The organism is Absicoccus sp. (assembly GCF_034090965.1).
Classification (GTDB): domain Bacteria; phylum Bacillota_I; class Bacilli_A; order Erysipelotrichales; family Erysipelotrichaceae; genus Absicoccus; species Absicoccus intestinalis.
The window spans coordinates 79310-99613 of the sequence record NZ_JAXDRQ010000009.1 but is presented as its reverse complement, the minus strand read 5'-3'; the positions used below and the strand labels follow the sequence as shown (position 1 = coordinate 99613).

The 20304-nt window shown below is 38.9% G+C and carries 21 protein-coding genes; 16 read left to right on the top strand and 5 right to left on the bottom strand.

What is annotated here, in order from left to right; genetic code table 11:
• Positions 1-24: 24 nt before the first annotated feature.
• The 3 genes from SOS22_RS01660 to SOS22_RS01650 are packed head-to-tail and all read right to left on the bottom strand — an operon-like array spanning position 25 to position 2321.
• The gene (locus SOS22_RS01660) at positions 25-786 is read right to left on the bottom strand and encodes an amino acid ABC transporter ATP-binding protein (protein WP_320596137.1); all 762 of its coding nucleotides are present in this window, start codon (positions 784-786) and stop codon (positions 25-27) included.
• A gap of 14 nt (positions 787-800) precedes the next feature.
• Entirely contained in the window at positions 801-1460 is a 660-nt protein-coding gene (locus SOS22_RS01655; RefSeq protein ID WP_320326706.1) for an amino acid ABC transporter permease, read from the bottom strand.
• Between the two features lie 54 nt (positions 1461-1514).
• Positions 1515-2321 carry an amino acid ABC transporter substrate-binding protein gene (locus SOS22_RS01650; protein ID WP_320596136.1) on the bottom strand — a complete coding sequence of 269 codons (807 nt, stop codon included), beginning with the start codon at positions 2319-2321 and terminating at the stop codon, positions 1515-1517.
• A gap of 164 nt (positions 2322-2485) precedes the next feature.
• On the opposite strand from SOS22_RS01650, the gene gpmI reads away from it, so the two are divergent.
• The 3 genes from gpmI (at position 2486) to SOS22_RS01635 (ending at position 5804) form a co-directional block, all read left to right on the top strand.
• Positions 2486-4060, top strand: coding sequence for a 2,3-bisphosphoglycerate-independent phosphoglycerate mutase (gpmI, locus tag SOS22_RS01645; protein WP_320326708.1), 1575 nt, complete (start codon positions 2486-2488; stop codon positions 4058-4060).
• Between the two features lie 219 nt (positions 4061-4279).
• Positions 4280-4801, top strand: a complete 522-nt coding sequence (locus tag SOS22_RS01640) for a PTS glucitol/sorbitol transporter subunit IIC (RefSeq protein WP_320326709.1) — start codon at positions 4280-4282, stop codon at positions 4799-4801.
• A 4-nt stretch (positions 4802-4805) separates the two neighbouring features.
• Complete coding sequence (locus tag SOS22_RS01635) at positions 4806-5804, top strand: PTS glucitol/sorbitol transporter subunit IIB (protein WP_320596135.1); 999 nt, start codon at positions 4806-4808, stop codon at positions 5802-5804.
• Positions 5805-5894: 90 nt separating this feature from the next.
• On the opposite strand, the gene SOS22_RS01630 is transcribed toward SOS22_RS01635, so the two are convergent.
• Entirely contained in the window at positions 5895-6851 is a 957-nt protein-coding gene (locus tag SOS22_RS01630; RefSeq protein WP_320596134.1) for a sugar-binding transcriptional regulator, read from the bottom strand.
• A 227-nt stretch (positions 6852-7078) separates the two neighbouring features.
• On the opposite strand from SOS22_RS01630, the gene SOS22_RS01625 reads away from it, so the two are divergent.
• The 7 genes from SOS22_RS01625 to SOS22_RS01595 all read left to right on the top strand — a co-directional run bounded on the left by SOS22_RS01625 (position 7079) and on the right by SOS22_RS01595 (position 11707).
• A complete protein-coding gene (locus tag SOS22_RS01625; protein WP_320324987.1) occupies positions 7079-8119 on the top strand; it encodes an NAD(P)H-dependent glycerol-3-phosphate dehydrogenase in 1041 nt (346 codons plus the stop codon).
• 60 nt (positions 8120-8179) lie between these two features.
• Entirely contained in the window at positions 8180-8752 is a 573-nt protein-coding gene (locus SOS22_RS01620) for a nitroreductase family protein (RefSeq protein WP_320324986.1), read from the top strand.
• A gap of 6 nt (positions 8753-8758) precedes the next feature.
• Positions 8759-9046, top strand: a complete 288-nt coding sequence (locus SOS22_RS01615) for a rhodanese-like domain-containing protein (protein WP_320324985.1) — start codon at positions 8759-8761, stop codon at positions 9044-9046.
• Positions 9047-9074: 28 nt separating this feature from the next.
• Complete coding sequence (locus tag SOS22_RS01610) at positions 9075-9779, top strand: zinc metallopeptidase (protein WP_320596133.1); 705 nt, start codon at positions 9075-9077, stop codon at positions 9777-9779.
• Positions 9780-9872: 93 nt separating this feature from the next.
• Complete coding sequence (locus tag SOS22_RS01605) at positions 9873-10244, top strand: GntR family transcriptional regulator (RefSeq protein WP_320324983.1); 372 nt, start codon at positions 9873-9875, stop codon at positions 10242-10244.
• A gap of 3 nt (positions 10245-10247) precedes the next feature.
• A complete protein-coding gene (locus tag SOS22_RS01600; protein WP_320324982.1) occupies positions 10248-11105 on the top strand; it encodes an ABC transporter ATP-binding protein in 858 nt (285 codons plus the stop codon).
• Positions 11102-11707 carry an ABC-2 transporter permease gene (locus SOS22_RS01595; RefSeq protein ID WP_320596132.1) on the top strand — a complete coding sequence of 202 codons (606 nt, stop codon included), beginning with the start codon at positions 11102-11104 and terminating at the stop codon, positions 11705-11707. The genes SOS22_RS01600 and SOS22_RS01595 overlap by 4 nt, the downstream gene beginning before the upstream one ends.
• 41 nt (positions 11708-11748) lie before the next feature.
• Here the strand turns inward: SOS22_RS01595 and SOS22_RS01590 are convergent, their stop codons facing one another.
• Positions 11749-12258, bottom strand: a complete 510-nt coding sequence (locus SOS22_RS01590) for an HD domain-containing protein (protein ID WP_320324980.1) — start codon at positions 12256-12258, stop codon at positions 11749-11751.
• Between the two features lie 125 nt (positions 12259-12383).
• Here SOS22_RS01590 and ruvA point away from each other — a divergent pair, with 125 nt between their 5' ends.
• From ruvA to SOS22_RS01560, 6 genes are all read left to right on the top strand, one after another.
• On the top strand, positions 12384-12953 hold the full coding sequence (gene ruvA / locus SOS22_RS01585; protein ID WP_320324979.1) for a Holliday junction branch migration protein RuvA: 570 nt from the start codon (positions 12384-12386) through the stop codon (positions 12951-12953).
• 30 nt (positions 12954-12983) lie between these two features.
• Complete coding sequence (ruvB, locus tag SOS22_RS01580; RefSeq protein ID WP_320324989.1) at positions 12984-13979, top strand: Holliday junction branch migration DNA helicase RuvB; 996 nt, start codon at positions 12984-12986, stop codon at positions 13977-13979.
• Between the two features lie 60 nt (positions 13980-14039).
• Complete coding sequence (uvrA, locus tag SOS22_RS01575) at positions 14040-16871, top strand: excinuclease ABC subunit UvrA (RefSeq protein ID WP_320596131.1); 2832 nt, start codon at positions 14040-14042, stop codon at positions 16869-16871.
• On the top strand, positions 16864-17811 hold the full coding sequence (gene hprK / locus SOS22_RS01570; RefSeq protein WP_320324977.1) for an HPr(Ser) kinase/phosphatase: 948 nt from the start codon (positions 16864-16866) through the stop codon (positions 17809-17811). The genes uvrA and hprK overlap by 8 nt, the downstream gene beginning before the upstream one ends.
• Before the next feature lie 3 nt (positions 17812-17814).
• On the top strand, positions 17815-19272 hold the full coding sequence (gene lgt / locus SOS22_RS01565) for a prolipoprotein diacylglyceryl transferase (protein ID WP_320596130.1): 1458 nt from the start codon (positions 17815-17817) through the stop codon (positions 19270-19272).
• 81 nt (positions 19273-19353) lie between these two features.
• Positions 19354-20280, top strand: coding sequence for an NAD(P)/FAD-dependent oxidoreductase (locus SOS22_RS01560; RefSeq protein WP_320596129.1), 927 nt, complete (start codon positions 19354-19356; stop codon positions 20278-20280).
• Positions 20281-20304: the final 24 nt, after the last annotated feature.

Sequence of the window (20304 nt, the reverse complement as noted above, 5' to 3'; positions counted from 1 at the left end):
GAAAAAAAGCACAGCAAGGCTGTGCTAGTCCAATTTTCGATATTTTCCCAAGAAAGATTGTGTTCGTTTGTTGGTGGAACGAAATAGTTCTTCTGGCGTACCATTTTCAACAATGACACCTTTATCCATAAAGATCATACGATTGGATACATCATGGGCAAAAGTCATTTCATGGGTAACGATGACCATTGTCATTTTTTGTGCGGCCAAGTCTTTGATGACTTTTAAGATTTCCAAGGTCAATTCCGGATCCAATGCGGAAGTTGGTTCATCAAAGAAGAGAATTTTGGGATTGAGTGCCAATGCACGAGCAATGGAAACACGTTGTTGTTGACCACCTGATAACTGACTTGGATAGGCATCTTCTTTATCAGATAATCCCATTTGTGATAATAGTTTTCGTGCTTGGGCATATACTTCTTCCGAATTTCTTTTTTGGATTCGAATAGGTGCATCCGTAATATTCTTCATGACTGTAAAGTGAGGAAATAAATTAAAGTTTTGAAAAACAAGACCAAAATAGCTTAATGCCCTTTTCTGTTGTTGTTTCGACCCATATATCGCATGACCATTCATGCTCTTGACCACTTCATCTCCCACATAAGTTAAGGAGCCATCATCCATGGTTTCTAAAAATGTTGCACAACGAAGAAGGGTGCTTTTTCCCGATCCTGAAGGGCCAATGATCGAAACAACTTCTCCTTCATCGACCGATAAACTAATATCTTTTAAAACTTGGTTGTCACCGAAACTTTTCTTGATATGATTCATTTCTAAGATTTTCATCGTGCCCAGCCTCCTTAGTCATAATAACGCATGCGTTTTTCGAAATATTCCATGATGGTAGCCACAATAAAGTTGAAAATGTAGTAGAAAATAGCAGCAGCTACAAATGGAATCATGCTCTTAAAGCTAGCAGCCAAGGCTTTTGCCTCAGTGAACATTTCCATATAAGCAATCGAATAAGCCAATGATGTATCCTTGACCAAGGTGATGATCTCATTGGTCAAGGCAGGCAAGATGCGCTTTAAGACCTGAGGAAAGATGATCGTAAAGAATGTTTGAGTCCGACTATAGCCTAATACTTTAGCCGCTTCATATTGACCTTTAGGCATTGATTCAATACCACTTCGATATATTTCCGCAAAATAAGCGGCATAATTTAAAGCAAACGCAATAATGACGGCTACACCTCGATATGCCGGTGTAATACTTATATCAAATAAGTAGTAGGGACCAAAATAAACAACTAAGAGTTGCAACATCAATGGTGTTCCACGCATGATAGAAATATAGATCTTAACAATGGTTTGAAGGATTCGATTTTTTGACATTCGTCCAAACGCAATCAATAATCCTAAAGGAAGAGAAAATAAAAGCGTTAATAAAAAGATTTGAATGGTGGTGCCCATTCCACCAATAAGTTGTTGGAAAGACTCCATCAAACTAATTGTTTCCATAATTGGCTCCTTTCTTACAAATTGAAACCAGGCAGATTGCCTGGCTTTTTTGAATTAATCAGCACTCAATACAACGACATTATCGCCAAAGTATTTTTCGGATAACTTCGCATAGGTGCCATCTTTGACCATTTTTTTCATGGCTTTCTGAACCTTGTCACGGAGTTTGGTATTTCCCTTTTCAAAACCAACCGCATATTGTTCTTGGCTCAGCTTGTCATCCAGGATCTTGAATTGGTCTTTACCCTTGGTTTGATCCAAAGCAACAAAGTAATCCATCGCAACGGCATCGGCTGCACCAGAATCGAGATCCATCATAGCGGTGTTATAGTCAGCTACCGAAGTATATTGTGCAAAAGAAGATTTTAGATCTTTATCATCATTGATAGCCGTTTCGGCACTCGATTCTTTTTGAACTTCGACATTTTTATCTTTTAAATCAGCCATGGTATTGATACCGGAATCCGACTTTACGACAAAGACTTGATAATTATTCATGTATGGTTCTGTCCATGTGTATTTCTTTTCACGTCCATTGATGGTGAAACCATTCCAGATGCAATCGATGGTTCCAGATTCCAATTCCATGTCTTTGGAATCCCAATCGATCGGTTGTAACTTGATATCAACGCCCATTTCTTTGGCACAAGCTTTTGCGGCTTCAATATCAAAACCAACATATTTCCCTTTTTTGTTTTTATAGCCAAAAGGCGGGAAATTTTGATCAAAACCAACCACTAAAACGGAATCATCATTTTTACTTGCGGTCTTGTCACTCTTTGAACTACTTCCACAAGCAGATAAACCAAGACTCAATCCAGCCACAAGTGCCAATGCCATAATTTTATTGAATATTTTCATTGTTCGCTCTCCCTTATATTCATATACATAGTAGATTTTACCATAAATGAATGGGAATGTGGTTTTTTTTCAGAAAAGAGTTTCACTTTCGTGAAAACACAATTTTCAGTATTGTTATGGCATTTTTGTGATAGAATAAAAACGACAAATTGGAGGAATTTAAAATGGAAAAAAGACCTGTAGTTTTGGTTGTCATGGATGGTATGGGTTTAGCTGAAACGCATTTAGGCAATGCCGTTCAACAAGCACATAAACCAACCTTGGATTACTTATATGCAAGTTGTCCACATACTCGTTTGCGTGCACATGGTTTAGCTGTTGGTTTGCCAACCGATGGTGATATGGGAAATAGCGAAGTTGGTCATAATGCCATTGGTTGTGGTCAAATTTATTCACAAGGTGCAAAATTGGTGAATGAAAATATTGATTCTGGTGAAATCTTCCATTCAAAAGCATGGAAAGAATTAGTTGCTTTTTGTAAAGATGGTCATAAGATGCATTTTATTGGTTTATTGAGTGATGGAAATGTCCATTCTCATATCAATCATTTAAAGGCTTTGATCAAACAAGCAAAAGCGGAAGGCATTCATGAAGTTCGTGTTCATGCATTATTGGACGGTCGTGATGTACCTGATACAAGTGCATTGACGTATGTAGATGATATTGAAAATTTCATGGGTGAATTAAATGATGATACGTTCCATGCATGTATTGCCAGTGGTGGTGGACGTATGCAAATTACGATGGACCGTTATGAAGCCGATTGGTCCATGGTTGAAAAAGGATGGCGCATTCATGTACAAGGTGAAGGTCGCAAATTTGCATCCGCAACCGAAGCCATTGAAACCTATCGTAAAGAATTAGGTGTGATCGATCAAGATCTTCCTGGATTCGTCGTTGCCAAAGATGGAGAACCTGTTGGTACGATCGATGATGGCGATAGCGTGATTTTATTTAACTTCCGTGGAGATCGTGCCCAAGAAATTTCACGTGCTTTTGATGGCGATGCATCGTTTGATAAATTTGATCGTGTCAAAGTACCAAATGTTAAATTTGCAGGTATGTTACAATATGATGCCGATCTTCAAATTCCTAAGATGTATTTGACGGAACCACCAAAAATCAAATACACATTGACAGAAGAATTATGCAAACATGGCATTCGTGAATATGCTATCAGTGAAACCCAAAAATATGGTCATGTGACATACTTCTGGAATGGTAACCGTTCGGAAAAATTTGATGAAGACTTAGAAACGTATGTAGAAATCAAATCCGATGTCGTTCCATTTGAGCAACGTCCTTGGATGAAATCAGCAGAAATTACAGATGAATTATGTGCAGCCATTGAAAGTGGTAAATATGATTTCTTGCGTACGAACTATCCAAATGGCGATATGGTTGGACATACAGGTAGTTTAACTTCAACCATCATTGGGGTTGAAGCCGTGGATCTTGGTTTACAACGTGTCATGGAATCGGTTAAGAAAGTCAATGGTGTGTTGTTGATCACAGCGGATCATGGAAATGCGGATGAAATGTATCAAGCACCAAAAGAAGGACAACCTTTGAAAGCAAAAACATCCCATACATTGAATCGTGTTCCGTTCATTGTTTACAATGCAAAATGTAAATTAAAAACAGATGATAACTTAGGATTAAGCAATATCGCAGCTACAGTTGCTGATTTCTTAGGCATTGAACCAAATGAACATTGGAACGAATCTTTATTGAAATAATGATTCAAGAGCCATCTTCGGATGGCTTTTTTTGTGCAAAAACTTTCATATAGAAGAAATAACTTTTAAATAATGGTTCATTAATTGATGGGAAATGAAATAAATCCCAATATACGGTACAAATCCTAAAAATTGTTGACTTCACCCGAAAGAAATGAAATACTGAACTCGTAAAAAATATGAAAGGCCTTTCATAAATGTGAGGAGGAAGAAAATAACATGGAAGTACTATCAAGTATTGCCCAAGGATTTATGAGTTTGTTCACCGCTGGTGGAAAAACATTTACAGGATGGGTCACAGGTATCATTCCAATGATCGTTTGCTTACTGACATTTATGAATTCAATCATCAAACTCGTTGGAGAAGATCGTGTCAATCGGTTTACAGCCAAACTAACCAAACACGCAATCTTACGCTATACATTGATGCCAATGATTGGCTTGATCTTTTTAGGAAATCCAATGGGATATTCCGTTATGCGTTTTTGTGAGGAAAAAGATAAACCAGCCATGTTTGATGTTGTGGCTACATTTGCACACCCCGTTACCGGTTTGTTCCCCCATGCCAATGCGGGTGAATTATTTGTGTATATGGGAATTGCCACAGGTATCAAAGAACTAGGCTTGCCATTGGGAGATCTTGCCATTCGTTATTTTATTGCCGGTATTGTATTGTGTGCCATTCGTGGTTATATCACCCAAGGCATTTATTTACATTTGACAGCGGCAGAAAGAGGATAAGAAAATGGCATATAAAACTATTAAGATCACAAAAGGTAGTGCTGGATTTGGTGGACCCTTGATCATCGAACCCAATGAAAAAAAGAATAAAGTATTGTGTGTAACGGGCCAACAAATCAGTCCCGTTGCCCAAAAAATTGCTGAAATGACTGGTTGTGAATTGGTGGATGGATTTAAGACAACCGTTCCCGATGATGAAGTGGCAGTCGCTGTTGTCAACTGTGGTGGTACGGCACGTTGCGGTGTCTATCCAAAGAAACGCATCATGACCGTCAATGTCGAACCGGTTGGTGCTGTCGGTCCATTAGCCATGTATATCACACCAGATATCTATGTATCGGATGTAAAAGAGAGCAACTTAGCGTATACGAATGAAACGAATACATCCACTGTACAAACAGTAGCCACTACGGATGGTCCAAAGACCAAAGACCAAGCCAAAGCCGAAATTGCTGCTGCGCAAGAAGAAAAGAAACCAGGCGTGGTTACGCGAATTGGTATTGGTGTAGGACATGTCGTCAATAAGTTCTTTGCGGCTGGTCGTGATTCGATTGATATGGTCATTCGTAATATCTTACCATTCATGGCTTTCACATCGACTTTGTTGGGTATCATTTCTGCCAGTGGATTGGGAAATGTTATTGCCCATACCATCAGTCCATTGTGTTCGACATTACCCGGTATGATCGCAATTTCCTTTATTTGTGGTTTGCCATTCTTGTCACCTATTCTTGGTCCAGGAGCTGTCATCGCTCAAGTGGTTGGAACTTTATTAGGAGCAGAATTCTCAAAAGGAAATATTCCTCCACAATATTCATTGCCAGCTTTGTTTGCTATCAATGCACAAGTTGGATGTGACTTCATTCCCGTAGGTTTGTCCTTGGGAGAAGCGGAACCAGATACCATTGAAATGGGTGTTCCAGCTGTGTTGTATTCGCGTATCATCACTGGTCCTATTGGTGTACTGGTTGGTTTCTTATTCAGTATTGGTTTGTATGCGTAAGTAAGTCGCATGTAAATATATTCTCTTCTTTTCCCATCTTTGGCCAGATGGGAATTTTTTTTGAAAAAAAAGAACGATGATCAAACATCGTTACAGATCCAATTTATTCGATAATTGTAAAACTTTTCGTGCGGTGGGTTGATCTATATATAAATAATCAACCAACTGACCATGAATGGCCGATAAAATGGATTGCGCTTTTTCGGTTCCTACCGCAATCACCACTTTATTCGGAATGGTACGGATGATGGATAATGGAACCGCAATCACACGACTATCTAATTCTTCATCGGCAATCTTTCCATCTTGGTCAATAAAATGACTACATACATCGCCAACTGCTTTTTCGGCAATATGATCATATTGTTCTTCCGTAAAATAACCCATTTGATAAAGAACCGTATCATGACCGATGGCACCAATGGAATAGACTGCAATATCACATCGTTTTGCACGATCTAGGCTTTCATGAATAAATTGATCGGTTTGAATGCTTTGGGCAATATCGGGATTGGATACGATGGCTGGAGCAGGCAACATATAACCATCGCCATTGAAGGCATCCACAAATGAACGAATCGCCGTAGTATACCCGGCATCATAAAGGACTCTAGACACCCCACCATTCAATTGTACAATGGAGACATCCTTCTTTTTTACTGGGACCAAAACTTGTGAAAGCGTTGTTAGAGTACGTCCCCACGCAATACCAATCGTACTATGATCATTGACCAGCTTCGATAGATCTTCAGCAGCCACTTGGCTGACATCTTGTAACAAGACACCTTGATTCTCGACGATATCGGATAAGATCGTCACTTTTTTTAGATGGAAGCGAGCCATAAATAAATTTTCCAAATCGGTAAAGGAGTGTTTTGGCTCGACAATGGATATTTTTACCAATCCCATTTCTGAAGCTAATTTGATCAAACGACTGACCGTAGACGTGGATAAATGTTCTTGTTTCGCAATTTCAATTTGTGACAGCCCCAATTCATAATGCAATTTCGCAATGCGGACAATCAGGTTGGTACGATATTGATCCATAGGACAACCTCCTTGCAATAAATTTCATATCATGAAATCGTTGATCTTCATATATCAATATAACGAAATAAATAAAAAAATACAATAAAAATAAATCCTTTATATAAGGCTATATTTCATCAAAATGAAATTAATCCCAATATATAAGAATAATCCTATTTCTTGTTGACAAGCCCCTTTTTTATGCAATAATGAACCTGTAAAAATAAATCTGGAGGAACAATAAGATGAGTATCATTACATTTATTGGTGCTGGACAAATGGCCAGTGCATTGACATTCCCTGCTTTTGAAAATGGTCATGAAGTACGTCTGGTTGGTACACCATTGGATCGTGACGTGATCGATGGATTAAGAAAGGATAATTTCCATATTCATTTAAAGAGAACCCTACATGAAGGCATTCAATACTATCAAGTGGAAGAAATGGAAGAAGCCATTCAAGGAGCAGATGCCATCTTAGGTGGTGTATCTAGCTTTGGTGTAGATTGGTTTGCTCAAGACGTTCTACCCAAGATTCCAAGAAATATTCCATTGCTTTCGGTTACCAAAGGGATGATTGATCAAGAAGACGGTTCCATGATGACGTATCCTGAATTTTGGGAACAAACCGAAGGAGGAAAAGGCCTATCGATCAATGCCATAGGTGGACCATGTACTTCCTATGAATTAGCGGATAAAGATCATTCCTGTGTTGCTTTTTGTGGAAGAAATATGGAAACATTACACGAGTTAAAGCAGTTATTCTCAACGGATTATTATCATATTTCTTGTTCCACGGATGTGGTTGGTGTGGAATGTGCTGTTGCCTTGAAGAATGCCTATGCCTTGGGTGTATCCCTAGCGGTCGGTTTGGCCGAAAAGAAAGAAGGCATTGGAGCCATTCATTACAATTCGCAAGCCGCTTTATTTGGTCAAGGGGTTCGTGAAATGCGTAAACTATTAGCCATCGTTGGTGGTAAGGATGACAATATCGTATATGGTGCTGGTGACTTATATGTAACGGTATTTGGTGGACGGACACGTAAGATTGGTACCCTATTGGGACGAGGTCTAAGTTTTGATCAAGCGATGGAAGAATTAAAAGGGGTCACTTTGGAATCCATCGTCATTGCCACGCGTACTGCACGGGCAGTGAAACGCTTAGATGCATTGGGAAAAGTCAAAAAAGAGGAATTTCCATTGTTGATGCATGTTGATGAGATCATCAATCAAGGAAAACCAGTCAATATTCCTTGGAAATCATTTGAAGTTGAATATAATGGATAATTTTTTAAGGTGTTAAGCATATCTTGTGTTTACACCTTTTTTTTATGCTAAAATGAAGCCATGCTCAAAGATTTATTAAAACGAAATCGCAGTACACGTGGTTTTGATGAAACACAAAAAATAGATAAAGAAACATTGAAAAAATGGATTTCATATACTCGTTATTGTGGTTCGGCTTCCAATCGACAACCGCTTAAATATTGTCTTTTCAATGAAAAGAAAGATGTTGAAGGTTTATTATCGCTGACAAAATGGGCGGGTGCACTACCCGAAGAGCATTTGCCAAAACCCCATCAACATCCAGTTGCTTTTATTGTGATCTTACAGGATACAACCATTTCCAATGGACGATTTGTGATGACCGATGTAGGCATTGCCGCTCAAACCATTCTTTTATCTGCCGTAGAAGAAGGATATGCAGGATGCATGATTGGTGCTTTTGATCCGAACAAAGTTCAAACATATCTACATCTTGAAGACCATCTGGTTCCATGCCTTTTGATCGCATTAGGAAAAGGAAGGGAATCAATCCAATTGATTGATCATACGGATTCGATCCAGTATTATCGAAAAGATGGCGTCCATTATGTGCCCAAACGAACGATGGATGAAATACTTGTGGAAAAGGAGTAGTAGACGATGTTTTTTCAACGAAAGAAAATAGATATTCAAGCAGGAATCAAAGAATTTCAAGAGACACCAAATAGTATATTATTGGATGTACGGACCAGAGAAGAATTTGCATCCAAACATATTCCCCATGCGATCAATGTCCCGCTGGATGAAATCGATGCGTATCAGCCTGAAAATAAAAAATATTTTGTATATTGTCAAAGTGGTCGACGATCGATGATTGCCGTTCAACAATTGAAACAAAAAGGGGTGGATGCCGTGAATATTGGCGGGATCCAAGACTATGTGCTATAATCGACAAAAATAGTAAGGATGTGAATTTATGTATTATCCTATGTTTTATATTGATCCCCTCTATATTATATTGGTAGGACCAGCGCTTATCTTTACTGGATGGGCCCAATGGAAGGTGACTTCCACTTATAAAAAATGGCGTCAATACGGGAATAGTCGTGGTATGACAGGGGCTCAAGCAGCCAAATATATGATGGAACAAAATGGCATTTATGATGTTGATATTCAAATGATTGGTGGAGAATTGACCGACAATTACAATCCGGCCAATAAAGTAGTCAGTCTTTCTAGTGATATTTATAATGGCACAAGCATTGCGTCCATTGGCGTGGCTTGCCATGAAGTAGGACATGTGATCCAACATCAGGTTGGGTATTTCCCTATCAAGATTCGTAATGCGATCATTCCCATTACGAACATTGGTGCGACATTAGCGATTCCATTGATCATTTTGGGTTTGATCTTAAATGCGGTCAACCTAGCATGGCTTGGCGTTTTATGTTTTGGCTTATCTACCCTTTTTCAATTGATCACATTACCCGTTGAATTTAATGCGAGTCATCGTGCCCTGCAAACCATTGATTCTTGTGGTTTGTTTACCGGTACCGATTATCGTGGAGCCAAAGCCGTTCTCACGGCTGCTGCATTGACATACGTCGCTGCCCTATTTGTGAGCTTGATGCAATTGTTGCGATGGGTCATCATTATTGGCGGCAATTCACGCGATGATTAAACAAAGAAGGCTTGATTCTTCATTAGGAAGAATCAAGTTTTTTTGTTGGCAACAGTTATAAACTGTTATATACTGTTATATGAAAGGAGCCCTATGCCTATTATTATCAATACATCTTTGATGATTCCTATTTATGAACAAATTGTGGATCAAGTCAAGACCATGATTCGAAATGGCGAACTACAAGAAAATGATGCCTTGCCATCGGTACGTTCCTTATCCAGAACATTAAAAATTAGTGCTTTAACGGTTAAAAAAGCATATGATACCTTGGATCATGAAGGATTTACGGTAACGATTCATGGAAAAGGAACCTATGTAACGGTAACCAATACCGAATTGTTGTTAGAAGATCAAAGAAAAGAATTGGAATCCGACTTAGAAAAAGTGATTCAAAAAGGAAAACGATTTGGTTTTTCACATGAAGAGCTCAAAGACTTGTTGGATGTGTTATTGGAGGATTGATGTATGGAAGTTTTAAAAGTAGACCAAGTACAAAAACGATATGGTTCGTTTGCTTTACGTTGTTCGTTACAAGTGGAAGCTGGTCATATCACAGGCTTGATTGGCAAGAATGGAGCGGGGAAAACAACCTTATTTAAAAGTATTTTGGGATTGATTGCTATAGATGGCGGAACGATCACATTATGGGAAAAGAATATCCGTCAAATACAAGCCAACGATCGAAATGCTCTGGGCGTTGTCCTTCCCGATACGGGAATGAGTGAATATTTAACCATTTCACAAATCCTTCCCATCTTACAAAATATATATACCGTCTTTGATCGAGATTTTTTTATCCATCAGGCACATCATTTTCATTTGCCTATGGATAAGAAGATCAAAGATTTTTCCACTGGCATGAAAGCCAAATTAAAAGTATTGATTGCGATATCTCACAAAGCCCAATTATTGATCTTAGATGAACCAACAGCAGGATTGGATGTGATGGCCCGTGAAGAAATCTTAGATCTTTTAAGAATGTTTATGGAAAAACAAGAACAAGGAGCAATCTTGATGAGTTCTCATATATCGAATGATCTGGAACAACTTTGCGACGATATATATTTGATCGATGAAGGACAGATCCTGCTTCATGAAGATACCGATGTGCTATTGGATGAATACGCTATCTTAAAAGTCAATGAAGGACAATACCAAAAGCTTGATACGTCCTATCTTCTGCGGGTAAAAAAAGAGGACTATGGCTTTCAATGTTTGACCAATGAAAGACAATATTATGTTGAAAATGCACCAGAAGTTGTCATGGAAAAGGCATCCATTGAAACCATACTTGTCTTGATGACAAAAGGAGAAAAAATATGAAGGGACTCTGGATCAAAGACCTACAATATGTCTATCTACAAAAATATTATTTCATCATGGTCGTCTTACTATCGATTGGATCGTTATGGTCGGATGATCCCGATTTCATCCTTACTTTTTTTCCTGCCATTCTTTCCTTTTTTACCCAAAGTTCAATCAGTTATGATGAATTGGATCATGGCTATACATTTCTATTTACGTTGCCCATTTCACGAAAAGACTATGTGATTGAAAAATATCGTTTTATGTTGGTTTTTTTATGGGGTGGTTGTTTGTTGATTGATTTGTTGATGATTCTATTGGGTAAGGTACCAAATACAACAGATACCTATGGACATATGATCATGATTGCTTGTGCAATGGTCATGGTTCAATCGATCCTTATTCCAATTCGTTTGAAATTTGGTATGGAAAAAAGTCGCATTGTGATGTTTTTGATCTTTGGTGGTTTTTTCCTATTGATTGCCAAACTAACAAAAGTGTTTGCTTCGATGCATCTATCGAATACTTTATGGTTAGGAATCTTTCTGTTTCTTAGTGTCATAGGATATGGAATTTCCCGCTGCTTAAGTATTCGCATCATGAATAAAAAAGAATTCTAATAAAAAAATACCAACAGATTTCATTCTGTTGGTATTTTTATCTAATCCAGACCCAATTCAATTCGCATGGATTTTGATAAATAACGAATATTCAACATTTCGCCAATGGCACAAACTTTATCCATGATCGAAACCAAATAGCTTTCTTTATATTTGGGTGGAATCGGTGTTAAAGGGAACATATGACGATGAATGATGTTGGCTTCCACTGGATTGATTCCATAATCCTCATTGGCTTTATTCATCGCGATGCGCGGATGACAGAAACCATGCCATTTATGCGAATCATCTTTTTCATGCCAGTCATATAAAAAATAATCATGTAATAATGCACCTTTGACCAAGGATGCTTCTCGAAAAGAAAAAGGCATATGTTTCGCAATAAAGTAACTGGTGTACGCTACACCAATGGAATGTTCATAAACAGTTGTACCACGATGTTGAGTGAAATTACGCTCTTGATTCATTAAATCGGAATCGGCAATTCCTTTACTATAAGCTAAAAACTCTTTTTGTGTTTGTGTTAACGGTTTAATTTTGTTTCTTTCCATTTATACCCCTCTTTGTTAAGATCGAGAAAAGTATAATCACTTTTATTTCAATTTACAAGTAAATTGACAATTTCACATAATTTGTAAGTATAATGATATAATGAAGCTATTAAGGAGCAAGAAATATGATCGCATTTATTCAAGGAACCGTACGATTGATCCGAACAGAAACCATCGTTGTGGATGTACAAGGTATTGGCTATGAAATTTATGTAAGTCGACCTGAAACGGTCCACTTGGGTAAAGACTTATTTTTATATACCTATCAATATGTACGGGAAGATGCCATTCTCTTATTTGGTTTTGAAAAAGAAGAAGATTATGAAGTATTTATGCGCCTGATCAATGTCCGGGGCATTGGTCCGAAAAGCGCATTAAATATTTTATCAGCCATTTCAGGTTCACAAATGATTGAAGCAATCGAAAAGGATGATGTCCAACGCTTGAAATCGTTACCCGGTATTGGTGCGAAAACGGCCAGTCAAATCGTGTTGGATCTAAAAGGTAAATTTGTTTCGATTGAAAAAGAAGATGCCAGCATGGATGATCCAGCATGGAAAGAGACCCAGGAAGCTTTGATCAGTTTAGGCTATAAAGCCAATCAATTGCAAACGATCAAAAAAGAATTGGCCAATCAAGATCTGACCACCGAACAAATGTTACAAAAAGCATTGCGTCTTCTCGCAACACAATAGAAATGAGGAATCTTATTGAATACAAGAACAATGGATGCACAACTTCAAGAACAAGATACGATTGAAGTCAGTTTACGTCCCCAAACCTTGGATGAATATATTGGTCAAAAGACTTTAAAGGCAAATTTATCTGTTTTTATCAATGCTGCCAAACAACGAAATGAAGCATTGGATCACGTGTTGCTCTATGGTCCACCGGGACTAGGAAAAACCACATTGGCCTATATCTTGGCCAATGAGATGCATGGCAATCTAAAAACAACATCGGGGCCTTCCATTGAAAAAAGTGGGGATCTCGCCGCTATTTTATCGACTTTGGAACCTGGTGATGTATTGTTTATTGATGAGATCCATCGCTTACCCAAACAAGTGGAAGAAGTGCTTTACCCCGCCATGGAAGATTATTGTCTGGATATTGTCGTGGGCAAAGACAGTGCCACGACCCATTCGATTCGATTGGATCTTCCGCCCTTTACTTTAGTGGGAGCAACAACGCGTGCGGGTGATTTAAGCGCGCCTTTACGCGATCGTTTTGGGATCACTAGTCAACTGGAATACTATTCTTTAGAAGAACTGTCACAAATTGTGGCACGGACCAGCCGTGTTATGAACACAACTTGTGAAAAAGAGGCTGTCAATGAAATTGCTTTGCGTTCACGTGGCACACCACGTATTGCCAATCGCCTATTCCGTCGAGTACGTGATTTTGCCCAAGTCTATAATGAAGGAGTCATTTCCTTAGATATTGCCAAACAAGCACTGGATCGTCTACAAGTGGATCATTTGGGATTGGATCGAGTCGACCACAAATATTTACGAGGAATCATTGAACGTTTTCGCGGGGGTCCAGTGGGATTGGAAGCCATTGCTTCCAGTATTGGTGAAGAACCAAGCACCATTGAAGATGTGTATGAACCCTATTTACTTCAAATTGGTTTCATCAATCGGACGCCGCGTGGTCGTATTGCTACGCACAAGGCATATGAACATTTACATATCCGTTATCAACAAGATCTCTTTGAGTAAAAAGATGGAAGTATCCATCTTTTTTCGTTATAATGAGTCGCGAAAGAAGGGGGATGTACCATGGCACAAAAATATATAGATATCAAAGGAGCTCGTGAAAATAATTTAAAAAATATCAATGTGAAAATTCCCAAAGATCAGTTTGTAATCCTGACAGGGGTTTCGGGTTCTGGCAAATCATCTTTGGCTTTTGATACGATCTATGCAGAAGGACAACGCCGATACATGGAAAGTTTATCCAGTTATGCGCGTCAATTTTTAGGCAATAGTGAAAAACCAGATGTGGATGAAATTTCAGGTTTATCACCAGCCATTGCGATTGATCAAAAGACCACATCCAATAACCCACGTTCAACCGTTGGTACATCCACGGAAATTTATGATTATTTGCGACTGTTATATGCACGAGTAGGAACGCCCTATTGTCCGCATCACCATATTCCTATCACAGGAAATACGATTAAAGAAATGGTCGATAAGATCATGGAATTACCCGAAGGTACGCGTTGTACTATTTTAAGTCCGGTCGTTTCAGGGAAAAAAGGCATGCATAAAGATTTATTGAACGATCTTGGAAAAGAAGGATATGTACGTGTTCGCGTCGATGGCGAAATCAAATATATCGAAGAGATGGATGATCTGGAAAAAAACAAAAAACATTCCATTGATGTTGTCGTTGACCGCATTATTCGTAAAGACAATCGTTCGCGTTTTTATGATTCCTTAGAAACCGCTTTAAAATTAAGCGATGGATTGGCCATCTGTATGACACCGGATGGTGAGACTTTGTTTTCTAGTAACTATGCTTGTAAGATTTGTGGCTTTTCAGTTCCCAAATTAGAACCACGCTTGTTTTCTTTTAATGCCCCTTTTGGTGCTTGTCCAACATGTAACGGGTTAGGGATCACGCAAAAAGTAGACTTGGATTTGTTGATTCCAGATTGGGATAAAAGTATCAATGAAGGCGGAATTCGATATTATAAAAATATTGTGAATAGTGAAAACCTGGAATGGCAGCGTATCGATGCTTTGATGCAATATTATGAAATTGATAAAGACCTGCCCTTAAAGAAACTCAAGAAAAAGGAGTTGAACTATATCTTATATGGTTCGGATGTAGCTATTGCGTATACGTTACATTCTCGTTCAGGCATTACCCAAACCAAATTGGAATATATTGAAGGTGTTTGCCCAATGATCGAACGACGCTATCGTGAAACCGGATCGGCATTTTCCAGAGAATGGTATGGCTCCTTTATTTCCGATCAAGAATGTCCGACTTGTAAAGGTGCTCGTTTGAATGAACAAGCTCTTTCGGTACAAATACAAGGTAAAAATATCTATGAATTTACGCAAATGAGCATTCAAGAAGCCCGACAATTCATGGATCATTTGGAATTGAATGATATGCAAGCCAATATTGCCCAATTAATTGTAAAAGAAATATCCAATCGATTAGAGTTTTTGGATCATGTGGGTCTAGGCTATATGACTCTTGATCGTTTGGCCGGTTCTTTGAGTGGTGGTGAGGCCCAACGAATTCGCTTGGCTACGCAAATTGGTTCCAAACTGACGGGTGTCATGTATGTATTGGATGAACCAAGTATTGGTTTACATCAACGAGATAATGATAAGTTGATCCATTCTTTAAAAGAAATGCGGGATCTAGGAAACACCTTGATCGTTGTGGAACATGATGAAGATACGATGCGTGCGTCCGATTATATTGTCGATGTGGGTCCGGGTGCGGGCATTCATGGAGGAACGATCGTTGCTGCCGGTACACCCGAAGAAGTGATGGCCAATCCGAATTCCTTAACCGGTGCCTATTTGAGTGGTCGTAAATATATTCCGATTCCGAAAAAAAGACGAAAAGGCAATGGTAAAAAAATTCGTATTGTCCAAGCCCAACAAAATAATTTAAAGAAAGTGACCGTTGATTTAAAATTAGGTACGTTTACTGTAGTGACGGGGGTATCGGGTTCGGGCAAGAGTTCTTTGGTAACCGAAGTATTGACGCATGGTATCCAACATACGTTGGGAAAAGCACATGTACAACCGGGCAAGGTCAAAGCCATCAAAGGATTAGAAAACATCGATAAATTGATTGAAATTTCGCAAGATCCGATCGGTCGGACGCCACGCTCCAATCCAGCCACTTATACGGGTGTCTTTGATGATATTCGTACTCTATTTGCGCAAACCAAAGAAGCAAAATTATTAGGATATGATAAAAGTCGTTTTTCTTTCAATGTGAAAGGGGGACGGTGTGAAGCTTGTCAAGGGGATGGTATTTTAAAAATATCGATGCAATTTTTACCCGATGTCTATGTAAAATGCGATCAATGCGATGGGACACGATACAATGAAGAAACGTTACAAGTCAAATACAAAGGAAAATCGATTGCCGATGTTTTAGATATGACTGTCGATGAGGCTGTGACTTTTTTTGATTCTGTATCCAAAATCAAACATAAGCTCCAAACCTTATCGGATGTAGGGTTGTCTTATATCAAATTGGGGCAATCGGCAACGACTTTAAGTGGTGGTGAAGCACAACGTGTCAAATTGGCGAGTGAGCTGCAAAAAAAGCCGACGGGCAAAACATTATACGTGTTGGATGAACCGACAACGGGTTTACATAGTGATGATGTAAAAAAATTAATTGATGTTTTACAACGTTTAGTTGATCATGGTGATACAGTATTAGTAATTGAACACAATCTAGATGTTGTGAAATGTGCGGATTGGTTAATTGACATGGGTCCTGAAGGGGGCGATCAAGGTGGAACGGTTGTTTGTACAGGTACACCGGAACAAGTTGCCCAAGTGGAATCCAGTTATACCGGTCAGTATTTAAAGCCGTTGTTAGAAAGAGGCCACTATGAATAAAGTCACAGTCAGAGATTTAGCGGAAAAATTTCATTGGAAAGTTGTTGTTGGCGAACAAGAAGCTTTCAATCGACCTGTCAAAGTAGCAGATACTAATCGTCCGGGATTGGAGTTGGCTGGTTATTTTCCTGATTCGATGACCAAACGATTGGTGATCATCGGTGAAAAAGAAAGTAAATATATTGAAGAAGAAATGGATCAAGTTTCGCAGCGACGGGCTTTTGAATTTTTAACCAGTGATGAAACACCGGCCATTGTTGTGTGTCATGAACAATCGGTACCGGAATCTTTGATCGATATTGCGCAGCGAAAGAATTTTCCTGTTTTCACAACAAATGTCAATACTTCACAAGCAATCATCAATGTGACGAATTATTTAGATGAACGATTGGCTGAATCCATGATCATTCATGGTGAGCTCATGCGTATATTTGGCGTGGGTGTCTTGATCACGGGGCGTTCTGGTATGGGAAAAAGTGAAATTGCTTTGGAATTGGTCAAAAAAGGACATCAGATCATTGCGGATGATCGGGTGGATTGTTATCATATCCATAATGGTTTGATTGGTCGATGTCCCGAATTACTACAAGGATATATGGAAATGCGTGGTATTGGAGTCATCGATGTTACACGTATGTATGGCGTCAGTTCTTTTTCGCCCCAAGCACAAATACGCTTGCATTTAGTTTTGGAACCATTTAAAGATTCAGTCCAATATGATCGTGTGGGTATTGAAAAGAAAGAATATACGGAAATATTTGGCGTTAAGATCTTAAAACAACGGATTCCAGTGAGTTCTGGACGGCCAATGTCGACAATTATTGAAACAGCAGTCACAAATTATTTATTGATGCAAAATGGTATTGATTCTGCGAAAGAATTTGAGCAGCGTGTGATTGCGCAAATTGAAAAAAATAAAGAAGAAGAGGATGATGCGTGAGTTATGCAGTTTTTTCCTAGTTCAAAAATATTCGTGTCCTTTGGAACACTCCATATTACTTGGTATGCCGTATGTATTTTGACAGGGGCTTTGCTGGCTTATATACTCTGTCAAAGAACCATTCAAAAATGGGGATATGCCAGTGCTTTATTGGAAGACTATTTATTTCCTTTATTATTGATTGGTATTTTGGGTGCACGAATCTATTATGTGATCTTTCAATGGGGGTATTATTCGCACCATGTGGAAGAAATCATTGCGATATGGCATGGTGGACTAGCCATTCATGGTGGTATCATTGCGGGGTTGTTATTTAGCCTGTACTATTTTCATCGCCACCATGTTTCTTTTTTGCGTATGTTTGATCTGATCATGCCCAATGTTTTGTTGGCACAAGCTTTTGGTCGATGGGGCAATTTTGCGAATCAAGAAGCCTATGGACAAATTGTATCCGCTTCGTATTATCGATATTTCCCTTCCTTTATCAAGAATCAAATGTTGATTGATGGATATTATCGTCAACCTACTTTTTTATATGAAAGTTGTTTGAATCTCATCGGTTTTCTTTTAATTTCTACCATTGGTCGAAAGAAATTGTATCGACATCGTGGAGATTGTGGATTCATGTATTGTGTTTGGTATGGCATTACGCGTTTCATCGTCGAAGGAATGCGTTCGGATTCTTTGATGATTGGTTCTTTTCGAATGGCCCAGATCATTTCCATCGTGGCCATTGTCATTGGCCTGTTGGGTTTAAAAGGCATTTTTCATCGTATTTTTGGATGGTATCACAAACCGGTGATCTTATTGGATGTGGATGGTACCATTTCTTCAAGCAAAGCTTGTGTTTCGCAAATTTGGACGGATATCTTTGAAAAATATCGTCCGGATATTCCATTGACCCAAGCTCAAAAAGATTCTTTTTTAGGACCTACGGTAGATGCTACGATAAAGAAATATTTCCCAAATGAAGATGGTCATACGATTCATGAAATGTATGATGCTTTATATGAAAAATATGCCTCACAAATGATCATGCCGATTCCCGGGGTTGAAGATACACTTCAATACCTACATGACAATGGGTATTTGATTGGGGTGGTTTCCAATAAAACCACCAATTTGATCGAAATTGATCTGAATTTGATGGGAATCGATTCTTGTGTGGATTGTGTCATTGGTGCTGAAAATATGCCAAAACCAAAGCCGAGTGCTTCTGGTTTGGTTGCAGCTTGTGATGTTTTAAATGTGGGCCATGATGATTTAATTTATGTAGGAGATACTTGTCAAGATGTACAAGCGGCCCGCAATATGGCAGCTTATTCCATTGCGTTTAGTGCGTATTCATCGGAAAAAAAGGAATTATTGGCATATGATCCTTGTCGTTTGATTCATTCGTTTCATGAGCTCCAAGATATTGTCCAAGAAAGTCGTTCTTGGTGTGATACGCGAATCTGGTGATTGTTTGATCACCATTTTTTTATGCATCCTCTTTGAATTTTGATCCAAGTTCCGCCATACTAATAAAAAAGGAGATTCATCATGGAAATAAAAAAGTTTGATTTGATTATTATTGGGGCAGGGCCAGCCGGTATGAGTGCTGCCATTTATGGTTCTCGTGCGGGATTACATACAGTCATGATTGAAAGTGGTGCGCCAGGTGGTAAATTATTAAAAACATTTAAAATAGCGAATTATCCAGGTACGCCTGATGTCAATGGCGCGGATCTTGCGGCGACCATGTTTGAACAATCGACGGCCTTTGGGGCGGAATATGTGTATGGTGATGTTGTTGAGATCACCAAAGAGAAAGAAGTAAAACTTGCCGATGGCACAGTATATCAAGGGAAAGCGGTCATTGTCGCAACGGGTACTCAAGAAGCCATGATGGGTATTCCAGGCGAAAAAGCGGCTGTGGGTCATGGCGTTAGTTTTTGTGCCGTATGTGATGGTGCTTTCTTTAGAAATCAGCCAGTAGCGGTCGTAGGTGGCAATAACTCTGCCATCGAAGAAACGGCGTTTTTATCACAATTTGCCAATAAGATCTATATGGTTGTTCGTGGCGATGATTATACGGCTGAATCAAGCAATCAGAAATTGATTGAAGGTGATGAAAAGATCGAGAAGATCACAAACGCAAAACCAGTAGAAGTCATTATGGAAAAAGGCAAAGTGACCGGTTTGGTGATTGAAGATCTGAAGACCCATACACAACGCACATTGGACGTAAAAGGAATCTTCCCTTATGAAGGTGAAAATCCAATGAGTTCTGCTTTGGTTTCTTTGGATGTTGTGAATACCCGTGGCTATGTGGTCGTAGACCAAGATCGTATGACCAAAGTACCAGGTATTTATGCGGCAGGCGATATTGTGGATAAAGATCTTCGTCAAGTGGTTACGGCCACCAATGATGGAGCCATTGCTGCGCAACACATCAATCGTATGATCAAGATGAAAAAGTATCAATAGCCAATATTTGTATTATAATAAGGG

Bases quoted from the DNA above. Each gene is read 5' to 3' on its own strand.
- SOS22_RS01610 (WP_320596133.1), top strand. From the start codon at position 9,075: ATGTATTATCCTATGTTTTATATTGATCCCCTCTATATTATATTGGTA.
- SOS22_RS01655 (WP_320326706.1), bottom strand. From the start codon at position 1,460: ATGGAAACAATTAGTTTGATGGAGTCTTTCCAACAACTTATTGGTGGA.
- ruvA (WP_320324979.1), top strand. From the start codon at position 12,384: ATGATCGCATTTATTCAAGGAACCGTACGATTGATCCGAACAGAAACC.
- gpmI (WP_320326708.1), top strand. From the start codon at position 2,486: ATGGAAAAAAGACCTGTAGTTTTGGTTGTCATGGATGGTATGGGTTTA.
- SOS22_RS01590 (WP_320324980.1), bottom strand. From the start codon at position 12,258: ATGGAAAGAAACAAAATTAAACCGTTAACACAAACACAAAAAGAGTTT.
- SOS22_RS01600 (WP_320324982.1), top strand. From the start codon at position 10,248: ATGGAAGTTTTAAAAGTAGACCAAGTACAAAAACGATATGGTTCGTTT.
- SOS22_RS01560 (WP_320596129.1), top strand. From the start codon at position 19,354: ATGGAAATAAAAAAGTTTGATTTGATTATTATTGGGGCAGGGCCAGCC.
- lgt (WP_320596130.1), top strand. From the start codon at position 17,815: ATGCAGTTTTTTCCTAGTTCAAAAATATTCGTGTCCTTTGGAACACTC.
- SOS22_RS01605 (WP_320324983.1), top strand. From the start codon at position 9,873: ATGCCTATTATTATCAATACATCTTTGATGATTCCTATTTATGAACAA.
- SOS22_RS01630 (WP_320596134.1), bottom strand. From the start codon at position 6,851: ATGGATCAATATCGTACCAACCTGATTGTCCGCATTGCGAAATTGCAT.
- SOS22_RS01660 (WP_320596137.1), bottom strand. From the start codon at position 786: ATGAAAATCTTAGAAATGAATCATATCAAGAAAAGTTTCGGTGACAAC.
- SOS22_RS01620 (WP_320324986.1), top strand. From the start codon at position 8,180: ATGCTCAAAGATTTATTAAAACGAAATCGCAGTACACGTGGTTTTGAT.
- SOS22_RS01595 (WP_320596132.1), top strand. From the start codon at position 11,102: ATGAAGGGACTCTGGATCAAAGACCTACAATATGTCTATCTACAAAAA.
- hprK (WP_320324977.1), top strand. From the start codon at position 16,864: ATGAATAAAGTCACAGTCAGAGATTTAGCGGAAAAATTTCATTGGAAA.
- uvrA (WP_320596131.1), top strand. From the start codon at position 14,040: ATGGCACAAAAATATATAGATATCAAAGGAGCTCGTGAAAATAATTTA.
- SOS22_RS01650 (WP_320596136.1), bottom strand. From the start codon at position 2,321: ATGAAAATATTCAATAAAATTATGGCATTGGCACTTGTGGCTGGATTG.
- ruvB (WP_320324989.1), top strand. From the start codon at position 12,984: ATGGATGCACAACTTCAAGAACAAGATACGATTGAAGTCAGTTTACGT.
- SOS22_RS01635 (WP_320596135.1), top strand. From the start codon at position 4,806: ATGGCATATAAAACTATTAAGATCACAAAAGGTAGTGCTGGATTTGGT.
- SOS22_RS01615 (WP_320324985.1), top strand. From the start codon at position 8,759: ATGTTTTTTCAACGAAAGAAAATAGATATTCAAGCAGGAATCAAAGAA.
- SOS22_RS01640 (WP_320326709.1), top strand. From the start codon at position 4,280: ATGGAAGTACTATCAAGTATTGCCCAAGGATTTATGAGTTTGTTCACC.
- SOS22_RS01625 (WP_320324987.1), top strand. From the start codon at position 7,079: ATGAGTATCATTACATTTATTGGTGCTGGACAAATGGCCAGTGCATTG.